Origin of the sequence: Pseudomonas sp. FIP_A4, assembly GCF_036701605.1 — a bacterium.
In the GTDB taxonomy this organism is placed as follows: Bacteria; Pseudomonadota; Gammaproteobacteria; order Pseudomonadales; family Pseudomonadaceae; genus Stutzerimonas; species Stutzerimonas phenolilytica.
In genome coordinates, this window is sequence record NZ_JAYDXP010000122.1 from 243,907 (window position 1) to 258,569 (window position 14,663).

13 protein-coding genes are annotated in these 14,663 nt (G+C 66.0%); 2 read left to right on the plus strand and 11 right to left on the minus strand.

The features are described 5' to 3' along the window. Positions 1-132 precede the first annotated feature (132 nt). Positions 133-1,824, minus strand: coding sequence for a long-chain-fatty-acid--CoA ligase FadD1 (gene fadD1, locus U8L64_RS11200; RefSeq protein ID WP_333397330.1), 1,692 nt, complete (start codon positions 1,822-1,824; stop codon positions 133-135). A gap of 226 nt (positions 1,825-2,050) precedes the next feature. Continuing rightward, positions 2,051-3,739 (minus strand): long-chain-fatty-acid--CoA ligase FadD2, encoded by a 1,689-nt coding sequence (fadD2, locus tag U8L64_RS11205; RefSeq protein WP_043295993.1) that lies wholly within the window; start codon positions 3,737-3,739, stop codon positions 2,051-2,053. 269 nt (positions 3,740-4,008) lie between these two features. Here fadD2 and U8L64_RS11210 point away from each other — a divergent pair, with 269 nt between their 5' ends. Further along, on the plus strand, positions 4,009-4,479 hold the full coding sequence (locus U8L64_RS11210) for a MaoC family dehydratase (RefSeq protein WP_008568211.1): 471 nt from the start codon (positions 4,009-4,011) through the stop codon (positions 4,477-4,479). Positions 4,480-4,624: 145 nt separating this feature from the next. Here U8L64_RS11210 and ccoM read toward each other — a convergent pair whose 3' ends face one another. The 4 genes from ccoM to U8L64_RS11230 form a co-directional block, all read right to left on the minus strand. Then, a complete protein-coding gene (ccoM, locus tag U8L64_RS11215) occupies positions 4,625-4,741 on the minus strand; it encodes a cytochrome c oxidase subunit CcoM (RefSeq protein ID WP_008568212.1) in 117 nt (38 codons plus the stop codon). Positions 4,742-5,011: 270 nt separating this feature from the next. Next, positions 5,012-5,179: a hypothetical protein gene (locus U8L64_RS11220; protein WP_165595268.1), complete on the minus strand. Its 168-nt coding sequence runs from the start codon at positions 5,177-5,179 to the stop codon at positions 5,012-5,014. Then, positions 5,176-5,772, minus strand: a complete 597-nt coding sequence (locus U8L64_RS11225) for an alpha-ketoglutarate-dependent dioxygenase AlkB family protein (protein WP_273526156.1) — start codon at positions 5,770-5,772, stop codon at positions 5,176-5,178. Before U8L64_RS11225 ends, U8L64_RS11220 begins: the two co-directional genes overlap by 4 nt. 39 nt (positions 5,773-5,811) lie before the next feature. After that, positions 5,812-6,111 carry an aspartate-semialdehyde dehydrogenase gene (locus tag U8L64_RS11230; protein WP_234301990.1) on the minus strand — a complete coding sequence of 100 codons (300 nt, stop codon included), beginning with the start codon at positions 6,109-6,111 and terminating at the stop codon, positions 5,812-5,814. A gap of 148 nt (positions 6,112-6,259) precedes the next feature. On the opposite strand from U8L64_RS11230, the gene rapA reads away from it, so the two are divergent. Then, positions 6,260-9,109: an RNA polymerase-associated protein RapA gene (gene rapA / locus U8L64_RS11235; protein ID WP_043295990.1), complete on the plus strand. Its 2,850-nt coding sequence runs from the start codon at positions 6,260-6,262 to the stop codon at positions 9,107-9,109. A 47-nt stretch (positions 9,110-9,156) separates the two neighbouring features. Here the strand turns inward: rapA and U8L64_RS11240 are convergent, their stop codons facing one another. The 5 genes from U8L64_RS11240 to U8L64_RS11260 all read right to left on the minus strand — a co-directional run bounded on the left by U8L64_RS11240 (position 9,157) and on the right by U8L64_RS11260 (position 14,606). Continuing rightward, positions 9,157-10,065, minus strand: coding sequence for a CHAD domain-containing protein (locus tag U8L64_RS11240; protein WP_156716381.1), 909 nt, complete (start codon positions 10,063-10,065; stop codon positions 9,157-9,159). Between the two features lie 55 nt (positions 10,066-10,120). Continuing rightward, on the minus strand, positions 10,121-11,386 hold the full coding sequence (locus U8L64_RS11245; protein WP_043295988.1) for an Hsp70 family protein: 1,266 nt from the start codon (positions 11,384-11,386) through the stop codon (positions 10,121-10,123). Positions 11,387-11,475: 89 nt separating this feature from the next. Beyond that, positions 11,476-12,822: a spinster family MFS transporter gene (locus U8L64_RS11250; RefSeq protein ID WP_333397344.1), complete on the minus strand. Its 1,347-nt coding sequence runs from the start codon at positions 12,820-12,822 to the stop codon at positions 11,476-11,478. Positions 12,823-12,942: 120 nt separating this feature from the next. Continuing rightward, positions 12,943-13,725: a hydroxypyruvate isomerase family protein gene (locus U8L64_RS11255; RefSeq protein WP_102827382.1), complete on the minus strand. Its 783-nt coding sequence runs from the start codon at positions 13,723-13,725 to the stop codon at positions 12,943-12,945. Further along, positions 13,722-14,606 (minus strand): NAD(P)-dependent oxidoreductase, encoded by an 885-nt coding sequence (locus tag U8L64_RS11260; RefSeq protein WP_054093731.1) that lies wholly within the window; start codon positions 14,604-14,606, stop codon positions 13,722-13,724. The genes U8L64_RS11255 and U8L64_RS11260 overlap by 4 nt, the downstream gene beginning before the upstream one ends. Between the last annotated feature and the right edge of the window lie 57 nt (positions 14,607-14,663).

Genomic DNA, 14,663 nt, shown 5'->3' on the forward strand with positions numbered 1-14,663 from the left:
AACGCATGTCAGCGCTCGTCGGACGTGCCTCGCGCGGTGCTTCCAGCGTCGCTGGCGATCACCACCTCCGCCGCCCCCAAAAAAAGCCCCGCGCAGCGTGCAGCTGGCGGGGCTTCTTATCGTGCGGCTCGATCAGCTCGCTTCGGCGAGCTTCTTCAATTCCTGATCACGCAACTCCCGACGCAGGATCTTGCCGACGTTGGTGGTCGGCAGGCTGTCGCGGAACTCGACGTAGCGCGGGCGCTTGTAGCCGGTCAGGTTATCGTGCATGTGCTGCATGACCTGCTCGCGAGTCAGGCTCTCGCCCGGCTTGACCACCACGAACAGCTTGATCGCTTCGCCGGATTTCTCGTCCGGTACGCCGATGGCGGCACACTGCAGGACGCCCGGCAGCGTTGCCAGCACGTCTTCCAGCTCGTTCGGGTAGACGTTGAAGCCGGAGACCAGAATCATGTCCTTCTTGCGGTCGACGATGCGGATGTAGCCGTCAGCCTGGATCACGCCGATATCGCCGGTCTTGAAGAAGCCTTCGGCATCCATCACCTCGGCGGTGGCTTCCGGCCGTTGCCAGTAGCCCTTCATCACCTGCGGCCCCTTGATGCACAGCTCGCCGATCTCGCCCTGCGGCAGCTCCTGGCCGTCATCGTTGATGACCTTGAAACGTGTCGAGGGCACCGGGATGCCGATGGTGCCGAGCTGGATATGCGTGATCGGGTTGACCGAGGCTACCGGGCTGGTTTCGGTCAGGCCGTAGCCTTCGCAGATCGCGCAGCCAGTGACCTGCTTCCAGCGTTCCGCCGTGGCCAGCTGCAGCGCCATGCCGCCCGACAGCGTGACCTTGAGCGCGGAGAAGTCCAGCTTGCGGAAGTCCTCGCTGTTGCACAGCGCGACGAACAGCGTGTTGAGGCCGACGAAGCCGCTGAAGCGATAGCGGGCCAGGTCCTTCATCATCGCCGGCAGGTCGCGCGGGTTGCTGATGAGGATGTTGTGGTTGCCGCTGAGCATCATCGTCATGCAATGAAAGGTGAAGGCATAGATGTGATAGAGCGGCAGCGGCGCGATCAGCACTTCACGACCTTCCTCGAGGTTCGAGCCCATCAGCGCCTTGCACTGCAGCATGTTGGCGACGATGTTACGGTGCGTCAGCATCGCGCCCTTGGCGACGCCGGTGGTGCCGCCGGTGTACTGCAGCACGGCGACATCCTGGCCGTTCGGACTGGCGTCACGCACCGTCCGGCCGCGGCCCTGGGCCAGAGCATCGCTCAGACGCACCGCCGAAGGCAGACGGTAGGCCGGCACCATCTTCTTGACGTGCTTGACCACAGTGTTGACCAGCAGACGCTTGAGCGGCGCGAGCATGTCGCCCACCTCGGTGATCACCACATGCTTGATCCCGGTCTTGGGCAGCACCGCCTCGGCCAGGTGTGCCATGTTGGCCAGGCACACCAGCGCCTTGGCGCCGGCATCGTTGAACTGGTGTTCCATCTCCCGCGCGGTGTACAGCGGGTTGGTGTTGACCACGATCAGCCCGGCACGCATGGCGCCGAACACCACGATCGGGTACTGGAGCAGATTGGGCAGCTGCACGGCGATGCGATCGCCGGGTTGCAGATCGGTGTGATGTTGAAGATAGGCGGCGAAATCGCCGGAGAGTCGATAGAGGTCGCCGTAGGTCAGCGTCTTGCCGAGACTGCTGAAAGCCGGCTTGTCCGCGAAGCGCTCGCAGGACAGTTTCAGCACTGTCTGGATATTCTGGTACTCATCGGGATTGATCTCGCTGGCAACCCCAACAGGATATTTATCCTTCCAGAAGTTTTCGGTCATGACCCTACTCCTAAGCGACAGCCTTCTTCACTGCACACAATGGCAGCTGTTTTGTTGTGTTTTGTAAACTTTTGTGCCGTGGATAGCGGCAAGAAGTCGGCCGAGGTTAGCAGCTTTGAAACTGAGCGAATAGAGCCATTTATGTACAACCAAGGCACAAAGTGACCGAATATAACGATTCGGTCACTCGCCAGATAGGCCGCGCCAAAGCGCCTGACAGGCGGTTTCAGGCGATGTCGCGCAACTCGCGACGCAGGATCTTGCCCACCGGGGTCATCGGCAGCGAGTCGCGCAGGACGTAGTGGCGCGGCAGCTTGTAGCCGGTGAAATTCTCGCGGCAGTAGCGCTGCAGCTCCTCGACGGTCAGCCCTGGCTCGCGCGGCACGATGAACAGCTTGACCGCCTCGCCGGATTTCTCGTCGGGCACGCCGATAGCGGCGCAGCTGGCGACCTTGGGGTGCGCCATCACCACTTCCTCGATCTCGTTGGGATAGACGTTGAAGCCCGAGACGATGATCAGGTCCTTCTTGCGGTCGACGATCCGCACGAAGCCGTCCTCGTCGATGACGGCGATATCGCCGGTGCGCAGCCAGCCCGCCTCGTCGAGCACCTCGGCGGTCGCCTCCGGGCGCTGCCAGTAACCCTGCATCACCTGCGGTCCCTTCACACACAGCTCGCCACGCGCACCGAGTGGCAGCTCACGGCCGTCGTCGTCGATCACCTTGAGCACGGTGCCCGGTACCGGCAGCCCTACCGTACCCAGCCGCGAACGCTCGCCGTGCGGGTTGGCGCAGACTACCGGCGAGGTTTCCGTGAGGCCGTAGCCTTCGACCACGGTGCAGCCGGTCAGCTGTTGCCAGCGCTCGGCCACCGCCGAAACCAGTGCCGTGCCGCCGGAATTGGTGCCCTTGAGTGCGGAAAAGTCGATCCGGCGAAAGTCCGGATGGGACATCAGCGCGACAAACAACGTATTCAGGCCGAGGAAGCCGGAGAAACGCCAGCGCTGCAGCTCTTTGACGAAGCCGTTGATGTCGCGCGGGTTGGTGATCAGTACGTTGTGGTTGCCAGTCACCATCATGCACATGCAATTCACGGTGAAGGCGTAGATGTGATAGAGCGGCAACGGCGCGATCATCACCTCCTGCCCCTCGCGAATGACCGGGTGGCCCTTGTCATCCAGTTGCTGCATGTTGGCCCGTACCTGCTGCATGTTCGCCACCAGATTGCCGTGACTGAGCATCGCCCCCTTGGCCACGCCGGTCGTGCCGCCGGTGTACTGCAACACCGCAAGGTGCGTCTGGCTCAGCGGCACCGGCCGCAGGCTGTGGCGTGCGCCCTCGCGCAGTACCGTCTTGAACGAGACCGCCTGCGGCAGGCTGTAGGCCGGCACCATCTTCTTCACATGCCGGACCGCGGCGTTGACCAGCGCGCCCTTCAGGCCGGGCAGCAGGTCGCCGATCTTCGCCTCGATCAGGTAGTCGATGCGGGTGTCGGCCAGCACGTCCTGCACCTGCCGGCCGAAGGTATTCAGATATACCAGCGCACGCACGCCGGAATCCTGGAACTGATGGCGCATCTCCCGCACGGTGTACAGCGGATTGGTGTTAACCACCACCAGTCCGGCACGCAGCGCGCCGAACACAGCGATCGGATACTGCAGCAGGTTGGGCATCTGCACGGCGATGCGCTCGCCCGGCTGCAGGTCGGTGTGGTTCTGCAGCCAGGCCGCAAAAGCCGCGGAGTGGCGTTCGAGATCGCTGTAGGTCAGGGTGACGCCCATGTTGGTGAAGGCCGGACGATCCGCGTGCGCCTTGCAGGCACGCTCGAACACCTCGACCACGGAGCGGTAGGCGGACATATCGATATCGTTCGGCACGCCGGCGGGACGTTTGTCATTCCAGAATTCAGGTTGCATTGTTATTAGCCTCTTGACCTGAGAGTGTCTGGCCCGTGCGGGTATTCGGGCTGAGCCGAACTTAGCAGCTCATCACCAGGGTGCAAGCGCGCACCAGCCCCCATCACCGCTGTGAATCTTCCATCTCCGACCAAGCGCCCCGGACGTCGGGACAAGCTTCGCGTCAACCACTAGAATGCAGCGCACCTTTTTCAGCCCGACCGGTGCGCGCGCTCTTCCGAGCAGGCACGCCGCTTCCCCCTCTCTGCGACCAAGGACAGATACCGAGCATGAATACCATCAGCAGCACGCCCTACTCCGCGCTGGAAGTAGGTCAGACCGCGAGCTTCGAGAAAACCGTCGGCGAACGCGACATCCAGCTGTTTGCGGCCATGTCCGGCGATCGCAATCCGGTGCATCTGGACGCCGAGTTCGCCGCTGGCACGCTGTTTCGCGAGCGCATCGCGCACGGCATGTTCAGCGGTGCGCTGATAAGCGCTGCCGTGGCCTGCACCATGCCGGGGCCGGGCACGATCTATCTCGGCCAGACCATGAAGTTCACCCGCCCGGTGAAGATCGGCGACACCCTCACCGTGCGCCTGGAAATTCTGGAAAAGCTGCCGAAGAACCGCGTGCGCATCGCCACGCAGGTGTTCAACCAGAACGACGAGCAGGTCGTCGATGGCGAGGCCGAAGTGCTGGCCCCACGCAAGCACGAAACCGTGGAGCTGAAGGAACTGCCGCCGATCAGCATCGGCTGACCCCCCTCCCTGCCGCTCCGTGCCGTTGCGCGGGCGGCTCTTTGACCGAGGCCTCCCCAACCTCGGCCGTCGCATAAATCAAGAGCAAAAAAAAGGCGACCTAGGGTCGCCCAAATGCCTTGCGTGCTCTTTATATCGAGCGGGATCAGCTGCGCTTTTTCTTTTGCGCGTCCCGCCAGATGAAATATGCGAATCCACCGAGGAAGGCGACCATCAGGCCGACCGTGACCACCCCTGCGAGCACCACATTATCGACGAACATGAGACCTTCCCTCCGAAGCTGTTTTGCTGTCCGATGGGCGCACGTTAATGCGCTCTTCGGCGCACAAAATTGATCGATGTCAATAGCCGCAGATGGCCGACGAAAAGCGTGCCCGGCGACTGATCTGGATCAAGAAAGGAGGGGTGTTTCGAGACGAAATCGGCGCGTTGGCCGGGTATTGCGGCGTGAATACGGGGCTAACGGGAGAGGATCGGAGCGCCCGACCGGCCGTCGCAGCCGTGCTCGCCAGACGCTCGTGCATCGGCGAAATCAGCGTTTCTTCGGCTTCTTCTTGCTGCGACTCTTCTTGTCCTGCCCCAGCGGCAGCACCTGCTCGAAGGCTTTGCGCATCTGCGCGAGGCGCTTGTCGTTCTGCTCATGAATGCGCTTGTCGCGCTCAGCGCTGAAATCGATCAGCTTGTCGTCGTCACTGCTCATGCTCGGGTCCGTGGATGGATCAGGCGAAAGGTCAGGTTAAGCCGCGGCGTCCGGACCTTGCGGGTGCGGGCGATCTGGTGCTGCCAATGATGCTGGGTCGCCCCGCCCATGACCAGTAGCGAGCCATGTTCGAGGGCGATGGAATGCTCGATGCGCTGGCTGCCCTTGCGCCGCAGATCGAAGCGCCGAGTGGCGCCCAGGCTCAGTGACGCCAGCAGCGGCTCGTGCCCCAGCTCCGGTTCATCATCGCTGTGCCAGCCCATCGCGTCCTGGCCGTCGCGATAGTAATTGAGCAACACGCCGTTGAATGGTTGTCCGAGCTCGTCCTGCAAGCGCTCGCGTATCGCCGCGAGCAAGCGCGTCCAGGGAAGCGGCTCGTGCTGCAGGCCGGAATAGCGATAGCTCGCCTGCGCATCACCGTACCAGGCCACTTGCCGCGGGATCGCCACACGGCGGCCGTAAAGGCTGATCTGCGGCTGTTGCCACGGGGTTTGCTCGATCAGCTCGGCCAGCCACGCATCCGCCAGCGGCGCCGCGAGCCACTGCGGCAGATAGCGCAGATCGGCATCGGGCAAGGACAGCGGGTCGGTCATGCACGATCACCCGACCACCGCCACGGCACGTGGCACAGCTCAGACTTCGACATCCACCCACCGGCCCTGGCGCGGGCGCTCGTCTGCATCATCGCGGGCGTCGCCCTCGTTCGGGACGTCAGGAGCCTGCTCGCCCGGCGTCGATCCGCGCCGCTGCCGTCGACGCTGCTCATCGCGCAGCATCTGCTCGGTTTCCTGCGGGTGGCGGCGGTCCAGGGCGATGGCACTCTCCCCGGCGGCCGGTTCCACCGGCGCAACGGGCTGGATATCCGGCCGCGGTTTGACCGCGTCCTGCTGCGCACTGACCGGAAAGACGCCTGAGGGGATGGGTGGCAGCATGCGTGAGCCCTGTTGCGCATCGAGGTGGATCGTTGTTTGTCACTGTAGCAGGGCCGCTACACTTCCTGTGCTCGAAGGCCGTCGGTCGTCGTCGCTCTCGACGCGGCGTTCCGTTACCATAACCGGCTTTTTTCACAGCGGAGGCAGCATGGCGCAGCAGTATCTACCGGGGCAACGCTGGATCAGCGACAGCGAAGCCGAGCTCGGGCTGGGAACCATCCTGACCCACGACGGGCGAATGCTCACCGTGCTCTATCCCGCCACCGGCGAAACCCGCCAGTACGCCACGCGCAGCGCACCGCTGACGCGCGTGCGCTTCGCCCCGGGCGACGAGATTACCCATTTCGAAGGCTGGAAGATGACCGTGCGTGAGGTCGACGACGTCGACGGCCTGCTGGTCTATCACGGCTTCACCGCACAGAACGAAGCCCGCACCCTGCCGGAAACCCAGCTGTCGAACTTCATCCAGTTCCGCCTGGCCAGCGACCGCCTGTTCGCCGGCCAGATCGATCCGCTGGCCTGGTTCAGCCTGCGCTATCACACTCTGCAGCATCAAAGCACCCAGCTGCAGTCGTCGCTGTGGGGCCTGGGCGGCGTGCGTGCGCAACCCATCGCGCACCAGCTGCACATCGCCAAGGAAGTCGCCGACCGCATTGCCCCGCGCGTGCTGTTGGCGGATGAAGTGGGTCTGGGCAAGACCATCGAGGCCGGCCTGATCATCCATCGCCAGCTGCTCTCCGGTCGCGCCAGCCGCGTGCTGATCCTGGTGCCGGAGAACCTTCAGCACCAGTGGCTGGTGGAGATGCGCCGGCGCTTCAACCTGGAGGTCGCGCTGTTCGACGACGAGCGCTTCATCGAGAGCGACGCCAGCAACCCGTTCGAGGACGCCCAGCTCGCGCTGGTCTCGCTGGAATGGCTGAAGGACGACGAACGCGCCCAGGATGCCGCCTTCGCCGCCGGCTGGGACCTGCTGGTGGTCGACGAGGCGCACCACCTGGTCTGGCATCCGGACGGTGCCAGCGCCGAGTACCAGCTGGTCGAACAGCTGGCCGAAGTGATCCCCGGGGTGCTGCTGCTCACCGCGACCCCCGAACAGCTCGGTCAGGACAGCCACTTCGCGCGCCTGCGCCTGCTCGACCCCAACCGTTTCCATGACCTGGAGGCCTTCCGCGCGGAAAGCAGCAGCTACCAGCCGGTCGCCCAGGCGGTACAGGAACTGCTCGATGACGGTCGCCTGTCGCAGGAAGCTCACGAGACCATTCACACCTTCCTCGGCGCCGAAGGTGAGGCTCTGCTCGCCGCCGCCACCGATGGCGACATCGAGGCCAGCAGCCGGCTGATCCGCGAGCTGCTCGACCGTCACGGCACCGGCCGCCTGCTGTTCCGCAATACCCGCGCCGCCGTGCAGGGCTTCCCGGAGCGCCAGCTGCACCCCTACCCGCTGCCCTGCCCGGCCGAATATATGGAACTGCCGCTGGGTGAACATGCCGAGCTGTACCCGGAGGTGGCCTTCCAGAGCCAGCAGGACGATGGCGAGGCCGGCACGCGCTGGTGGCAATTCGACCCGCGCGTCGAATGGCTGATCGACACCCTGAAGATGCTGAAGAAGTACAAGGTACTGGTGATCTGCGCCCACGCCGAAACCGCGCTGGACCTGGAGGACGCGCTGCGCGTGCGCTCGGGCATTCCAGCCACGGTGTTCCACGAGGGCATGAGCATCCTCGAGCGCGACCGCGCCGCGGCCTACTTCGCCGACGAGGAGTTCGGCGCGCAGGTGCTGATCTGCTCCGAGATCGGCTCGGAGGGCCGCAACTTCCAGTTCGCCCATCATCTGGTGCTGTTCGACCTGCCGGCGCACCCGGACCTGCTCGAACAGCGCATCGGCCGTCTCGACCGTATCGGCCAGCAGCACGTCATCCAGTTGCACGTTCCCTATCTGGAAACCAGCCCGCAGCAGCGCCTGTTCCAGTGGTATCACGAGGCACTGAACGCCTTCCTGGCCACCTGCCCGACCGGCAACGCCCTGCAGCACCAGTTCGGCCCGCGCCTGCTGACACAGCTGGAAGAAGGCGACGACGAGGCGTTCCAGCGCCTGATTGACGAGGCCCGCGCCGAGCGCGAGCGCCTCGAAGCCGAACTGCACACCGGTCGCGACCGCCTGCTGGAACTCAACTCCGGCGGCGGCGAACAGGGCAAGGCGCTGGTCGAAGCCATCGAGGAACAGGACGACCAGTTCGCCCTGCCGATCTACATGGAGCAGCTGTTCGACGCCTTCGGCATCGACAGCGAAGACCACTCCGAGAACGCCCTGGTGCTGCGCCCCAGCGAGAAGATGCTGGATGCCAGCTTCCCGCTCGGCGACGACGAGGCGGTCACCATCACCTACGACCGCGAGCAGGCCCTGGCCCGCGAGGACATGCAGTTCCTGACCTGGGAACATCCCATGGTGCAGGGCGGCATGGATCTGGTGCTGTCCGGTTCGATGGGCAATACCGCGGTGGCGCTGATCAAGAACAAGGCGCTCAAACCCGGCACCGTCCTGCTCGAACTGCTGTTCGTCAGCGAAGTGGTGGCGCCGCGCGCGCTGCAGCTGAGCCGCTTCCTGCCGCCGCTGGCGCTGCGCTGCCTGCTCGACGGTAACGGCAACGATCTGGCGACCAAGGTGGCGTTCGATACGCTCAACGATCAGCTGGAAAGCGTGCCGCGCAACAGCGCCAACAAGTTCGTCCAGGCCCAGCGCGACGTGCTCGCCGCGCAGATCGCCGCCGCCGAAGCCAAGGTCGCGCCGCGCCACACCGAACGCGTCGCCGAGGCGCAGCGCAAGCTCAAGGCCGGACTGGACGAAGAACTTGCCCGCCTGGTCGCGTTGCAGGCGGTCAACCCGAGCGTGCGCGACAGCGAGATCGAAGCGCTGCGCCAGCAGCGCGAAGAAGGCCTGGCCGCGCTGGAAAAAGCCGCGCTGCGCCTGGAGGCGATCCGGGTCCTGGTGGCCGGCTGAGCTGAGGGCGGCGGGTTAGCCTGCCGCCCGCCGAAGGCTCCGGGCGTTCAGCCCTGCTCGCTGCGCGCGATGCGCCAGTAGGCATCGAAGCGCGTCACCAGCGCTTTCGGCTTCTCGGCAAACAGGCGATGCCCCAGGCGCCGCGCCAGTTGCTGCAGCTGCGCACGCCGACGCTCGATGCAACGCCGCAGTTGCTCGTGGGTTTGCGCCTCGCCGAACAGCTCGGGTTCGTGCTGCATCAGCTGCTGCATCACCGCCAGATCGTGATCGTCGCCCAGCGCGTCGGCGACCCGCTTGAGCTGTTCGCACCGCCGCTCCATCGCCTCCGGCCAGCACGGCGACAGCAACTGGCAGTGATACCAGTGATCCTTCACGCGCTTGCGCCACTCGTGCAGCAGTTCGTCGCTGCCGGCTTTCTCGGCACGCGCCAGGTCTCGCACGGCATCGGCATAGGTCCGCTTCAGCCCGTCGGCCAGCAGGGCGAAGCCCTTGCCCGCGAGTTGCCATTGTCTGGCGTCCGCGGTCAGCGCGCGCAGCTCGCCCAGCACCTGCGCGACCTCCTCCTCGACGCCGGCATGCACCTCGCCATCCGGTGCGGCTCGCTGCTGCAGCCGAACGCGCACCTGGCGCAACGCCTCGCTGCCGAACAGCCGCCGGTTGCGCCGCGCCAGCGCGTCCCAGCTTTCCAGCATGGCCGTGGCATCGCGTGATTCGGCCAGCCGCCGGCCCATGTCGCGCAGGCGCCGGTTGTCGGTCCCGAAACGCCGGCCCAGCGGCTCGCGCACCAGTCGCAACAATGCGCGCAGCTCCTTGAAGCGCTTGCGTGCCTGGTGAATGCCCTCGGCGCGCTCCGCCGGTGCGGCGCCGAGCGCCTGGATCGCCTTGTCGATGCGATCCAGCGCGGCCTTGCGCACCTCCTTGGCGGCATTGCGTGACGGGCGTATCCGGTAGGCCATGACGATCCCCCTGTGCGGCAGCCATCCGACCGAGCGGACGCCGCTCGGACTCGGATCAACCGTAGCGCTTGCGCGCCTCGATGGCCAGGCCGCTGCCGATGCTGCCGAAGCGGTTGCCCTGCGCGTGGCGCGCACCCGGCAGCAACTCGGCGACACACTGCCGCAGCGCCGGCACGGCACTCGAACCACCGGTGAAGAACACCGTGTCGACCGCGTCATGGCGCACACCGGCGTCCGCCAGCAAGCGCTCCAGCCCGCCAGCGACGCGTTCGAGCAGCGGCGCGATGGCGCGCTCGAAGCCGTCGCGGGTCAGCTCTGCACGCAGCGCCGGTTCGATGCGCTGAAAATCGATGGCATGGGATGTCTGCTCGGTCAGCGCGATCTTGCCATGCTCCACCTGCATCGCCAGCCAGTGCCCGGCACGCTGCTCGATCAGGCGGAACAGCCGGTCGATGCCGGTGGGGTCGACGATGTCGTAGCGCATGCTTTGCAGCGCCCGCTGCGAGGCCGGCGCATAGACCGCGTTAATGGTGTGCCAGGTGGCCAGGTTGAGGTGGGTGCTGGTGGGCATCGGCGCGTCGCTCTTCATCCGGCTGCCATAGCCGAACAGCGGCATCACCCCGTGCAGGCTGAGCTGCTTGTCGAAATCGGTACCGCCGATATGCACGCCCCCGGTGGCGAGGATATCCGCCTGGCGGTCATCGACCGCGCGCCGTTCGGGCGACAGCCGCACCAGCGAGAAGTCCGAGGTGCCGCCGCCGATATCGACGATCAGCACGCGCTCCTCGCGCTCGATGCGCGACTCGTAATCGAACGCCGCGGCGATCGGCTCGTACTGGAACGAGACGTCGCGAAAGCCGATCTTGTGCGCTGCCGCCGCGAGCATCTGCGCCGCTTCGCGATCGGCCTGCGGATCGTCATCGACGAAGAACACCGGGCGCCCCAGTACCACTTCCTCGAACGGCCGCCCGGCCACCGCTTCGGCACGCTGCTTGAGGGTGCCGAGAAACAACCCGAGGATGTCCTTGAACGGCATGGCGCTGCCGAGCACGGTGGTCTCGCTCTTCAGCAGCTTGGAACCCAGCAGGCTCTTGAGCGAGCGCATCAGCCGGCCTTCGTAGCCTTCGAGGTATTCGTTCAGCGCCTGGCGGCCGTAGACCGGCCGGCGCTCCTCGGTGTTGAAGAACACCACCGAAGGCAGCGTCGGCTGCTCGCCTTCCAGCGCGATCAGGGAATCGACATCCGGCCGCCACCAGCCGACCGTGGAATTGGAGGTGCCGAAGTCGATGCCACAGGCGCGGGCGGGCGAAGCGTTCTGCATGGTGCGTACCGGACTGCCAAAAAACGGCCGCGCAGTGTACTGGAGGCGGCGCGCCGATGCAGTCCGGCTGTCGTATCCGTACGCCCGTGCTAAGCCGGCACCGCCTCGCCTGCCGCGCCATCCTCGGCCATGCCCGCCGTCATCCGCCGCGCGTCCGCGCAGAACGTCCGCGACGCCTGGAACAGGAACAGCATGGTCAGCAGCAGCGAGGCAGGGATCAGGTACATCGCCGCGTGCAGCCCCTCGGCGCGGAACGTCTCGCTCATTTGCGCTGCACCTGCCGCCAGCATCGCCGCTTCGGCGAAATGATCCGAGAGCAGGCCCACCACCACCGTGCCCATGCCGCCACCGAGCAGATACAGCCCGGCGAAGAACAGCGCCATCGCCGTCGCCCGCAGTCGCGGTTCGACCACATCCTGGATGGCGGTGTAGACGCAGGTATAGAAGTTGTAGGAAAACAGCCAGCCGACGCTGAACACCGCGACGAACACGCCGACCTCGATGCGCCCGGCCAGCAGCGCGTAGCCGGTGGCGAGCGTGGCGACCAGCATGCTCAGCGCCGCGAAGATCAGCCGGCCGCGGGCGAAACGCTGGTGGATGCGGTCGGCGATCCAGCCGCCGAGGGTCAGACCGATCAAGCCGGTGAACCCGACGATCACCCCGGTGGCGACCGACGCCTCCACCAGCGGTACGGCGTGATAACGCATCAGCAGCGGCACCATGAAGGCGTTGCAGGCATAGGTGGCGAAGTTGAAGGCCAGCCCGGCCAGCACCAGCCACCAGAACGTGCGAATCGCCAGCACCTTGCGCATCGGCTGCTGCACCGGCGCCTGCGAGACTTGCACCGCCTCCGCGGCGCCGCGCTGCGGCTCGCGGATCAGGAAGATGAACAGCGCCAGCACCAGCCCCGGCACCGCGGCGATGAAGAACGGCGCGCGCCAGCTGTCGAACGCCTCGACCATCGAGCCGATGGTGAAGAACGCCAGGAGCAGCCCCAGCGGCAGGCCGAGCATGAAAATCCCCATCGCCCGCGCACGCTTGTGCGCCGGAAACAGGTCGCCGATCAGTGAGTTGGCGGCGGGCGCATAGCTGGCTTCGCCGATGCCGATGCCCATGCGCACCAGCAGAAAGCTCCAGAAGTTCCAGGCCAGACCATTCACCGCCGTCAGCCCGCTCCAGACGGTCAGCCCCCAGCCCATGATCTTGCGCCGCGAACCGAGGTCGGCCATGCGCCCCAGCGGCAGACCGGCGATGGCGTAGACGATGGTGAAGGCGGTGCCGATCAGGCCGAGCTGGAAGTCGTTGAGGCTCCATTCCAGGCGGATCGGCTCGGCGATGATCGCCGGAATGGTGCGATCGAAGAAATTGAACAGGTTCGCCAGGAACAGCAGGAACAGCACGCGCCAGGCGTTCGAAGCTTGGGTGGAAGGCTGCATGACGTCGGTCTCGATTGTTCTTGTTGTAACCGGCCAGACCAGCCGGGACTCGAACCTGACTCTAGAACCTGCCTCCCCCGTCGTCTGCAAACATCACCTGCGCTTATGCCGCGCGATGGCTCAGCGCGCCTGCCATTCGGCCAGCCAGGCCAGGCTCGCCGCGGTGCCCGCCTCGCCCGGCTTGTACTCGGCGCCGAGCCAGCCCGTGTAGCCGCTCGCCTGCAGGGCCTGCAGCGCGGCGCTGAAGTCGACTCCGCCACTGCCCGGCGCGCCGCGCCCGGGACAGTCGGCGAACTGCACGTGACCGATGCGCCCGCGCAGTTGTTCGACGCATCCGGCGAGGTCCAACCCCTGCCGCGCCATGTGATAGAAGTCCAGCTGCGCCTGGCAGTTGGGATGATTGACGCGCTCCAGCAAGACGGCGAGATCAGCGGCGCTGTTGATCAGGAAGCCCGGCATGTCCAGCGGATTGATCGCCTCGCACAGCACGCGGATGCCGAGCATGTCGAAGGCATCGGCGGCCATCCACAGATTGTGTTCGAGCGTCTCCAGCGCTTCCTCGCGCGCCACGCCGTCGGCCAGCCGTCCCGGCAGCACGTTGACGCAGGCCGGACGGACCATCAGCGCGTAGGTCAGGGCCTCCTGCAAAGCCGCCTCGAACTCGGCCTGACGCTCCGGCACCGCCGCCAGACCGGCGCCGCCCTGCATCAGATCGCCGGCCGGCAGATTGATCAGCACCAGCGGCAGGCCGGCACGGTCGAGCAGCCCCTTGAGCAACACGGCCGGCAGCTCATAGGGGAACTGGATTTCCACGCCGTCGAAACCGGCGACACGCGCGGCCAGCACCCGCTCGGCCAGTGGCAGTTCGCCGAACAGCAGCGACAGGTTGGCGGCGATTTTCATGACTCGTCCTCACGGTACAGCTGCACCAGCGTCGCCGGGTCGCGCTGCAGGTTGCCCTGACTGCCGTGCAGACGCATCAGCTGCGCGGCCAGGCCACTCATCGGCGTCGCCGAGCCCTGCTCGCGGGACAGTTTCACCGCGGTATCCAGGTCCTTGAGCAGCGTGCGCACGTGCCATTTCACCGGTTCGAACTCGCTCGCCGCCATCTGCGGCGCGAGGATCTGCAGCGGCCGCGAGTCGGCGAAACCACCGGCCAGCGCCGGCGCCAGCAGGCTGGCATCGACCCCGGCACGCTCGGCCAGCGCCACCACCTCGGCGATCACCAGCGCATTGCAGGCGACGATCATCTGATTGCAGACCTTGCTGACCTGCCCCGCACCGACCTCACCCATGTGCGTCAGGCGCTGACCGAGATGCATCAGCACTGGCCGCACGCGCTCGACATCCTCGACCCGGCCGCCGGCCATGATCGCCAGCGTGCCGTTCTCCGCCCCCGCGGTGCCGCCGGAGACCGGGGCATCGACCCAGCGCATGCCGCTGCGGAATTCCAGCTCGGCGGCCATGTCGCGCGTCGCGCTGGGTTCCAGGCTGGAATGATCGACCAGCAGCTTGCCCGGCTTGCCGCCTTCGGCGAGCCCGCCCTTGCCGAACACCACCTCGCGCACGGCGGCGGTATCGGCCAGGCACAGCAACACGATATCGGCAGCGCAGAGTTCGGCCGGCGTCGCCACCGCCGTGGCGCCGAGCGCAACCAGCGGCGCGCATTTGTCGGGCGAGCGGTTCCAGACCAGCAGACGGTAACCGGCCGCCAGCAGGCGGCGACACATCGGCAGGCCCATCAGGCCGATACCGGCGAACGCAAGGGTGGGCAATGTGGACACAGGACAGCTCCTCGGAGAACGGCGAAGGTGCCGATTCTAGGCGCGAAAACCGATCAT

Bases quoted from the DNA above. Each gene is read 5' to 3' on its own strand.
- fadD1 (WP_333397330.1), bottom strand. From the start codon at position 1,824: ATGACCGAAAACTTCTGGAAGGATAAATATCCTGTTGGGGTTGCCAGC.
- fadD2 (WP_043295993.1), bottom strand. From the start codon at position 3,739: ATGCAACCTGAATTCTGGAATGACAAACGTCCCGCCGGCGTGCCGAAC.
- U8L64_RS11210 (WP_008568211.1), top strand. From the start codon at position 4,009: ATGAATACCATCAGCAGCACGCCCTACTCCGCGCTGGAAGTAGGTCAG.
- ccoM (WP_008568212.1), bottom strand. From the start codon at position 4,741: ATGTTCGTCGATAATGTGGTGCTCGCAGGGGTGGTCACGGTCGGCCTG.
- U8L64_RS11220 (WP_165595268.1), bottom strand. From the start codon at position 5,179: ATGAGCAGTGACGACGACAAGCTGATCGATTTCAGCGCTGAGCGCGAC.
- U8L64_RS11225 (WP_273526156.1), bottom strand. From the start codon at position 5,772: ATGACCGACCCGCTGTCCTTGCCCGATGCCGATCTGCGCTATCTGCCG.
- U8L64_RS11230 (WP_234301990.1), bottom strand. From the start codon at position 6,111: ATGCTGCCACCCATCCCCTCAGGCGTCTTTCCGGTCAGTGCGCAGCAG.
- rapA (WP_043295990.1), top strand. From the start codon at position 6,260: ATGGCGCAGCAGTATCTACCGGGGCAACGCTGGATCAGCGACAGCGAA.
- U8L64_RS11240 (WP_156716381.1), bottom strand. From the start codon at position 10,065: ATGGCCTACCGGATACGCCCGTCACGCAATGCCGCCAAGGAGGTGCGC.
- U8L64_RS11245 (WP_043295988.1), bottom strand. From the start codon at position 11,386: ATGCAGAACGCTTCGCCCGCCCGCGCCTGTGGCATCGACTTCGGCACC.
- U8L64_RS11250 (WP_333397344.1), bottom strand. From the start codon at position 12,822: ATGCAGCCTTCCACCCAAGCTTCGAACGCCTGGCGCGTGCTGTTCCTG.
- U8L64_RS11255 (WP_102827382.1), bottom strand. From the start codon at position 13,725: ATGAAAATCGCCGCCAACCTGTCGCTGCTGTTCGGCGAACTGCCACTG.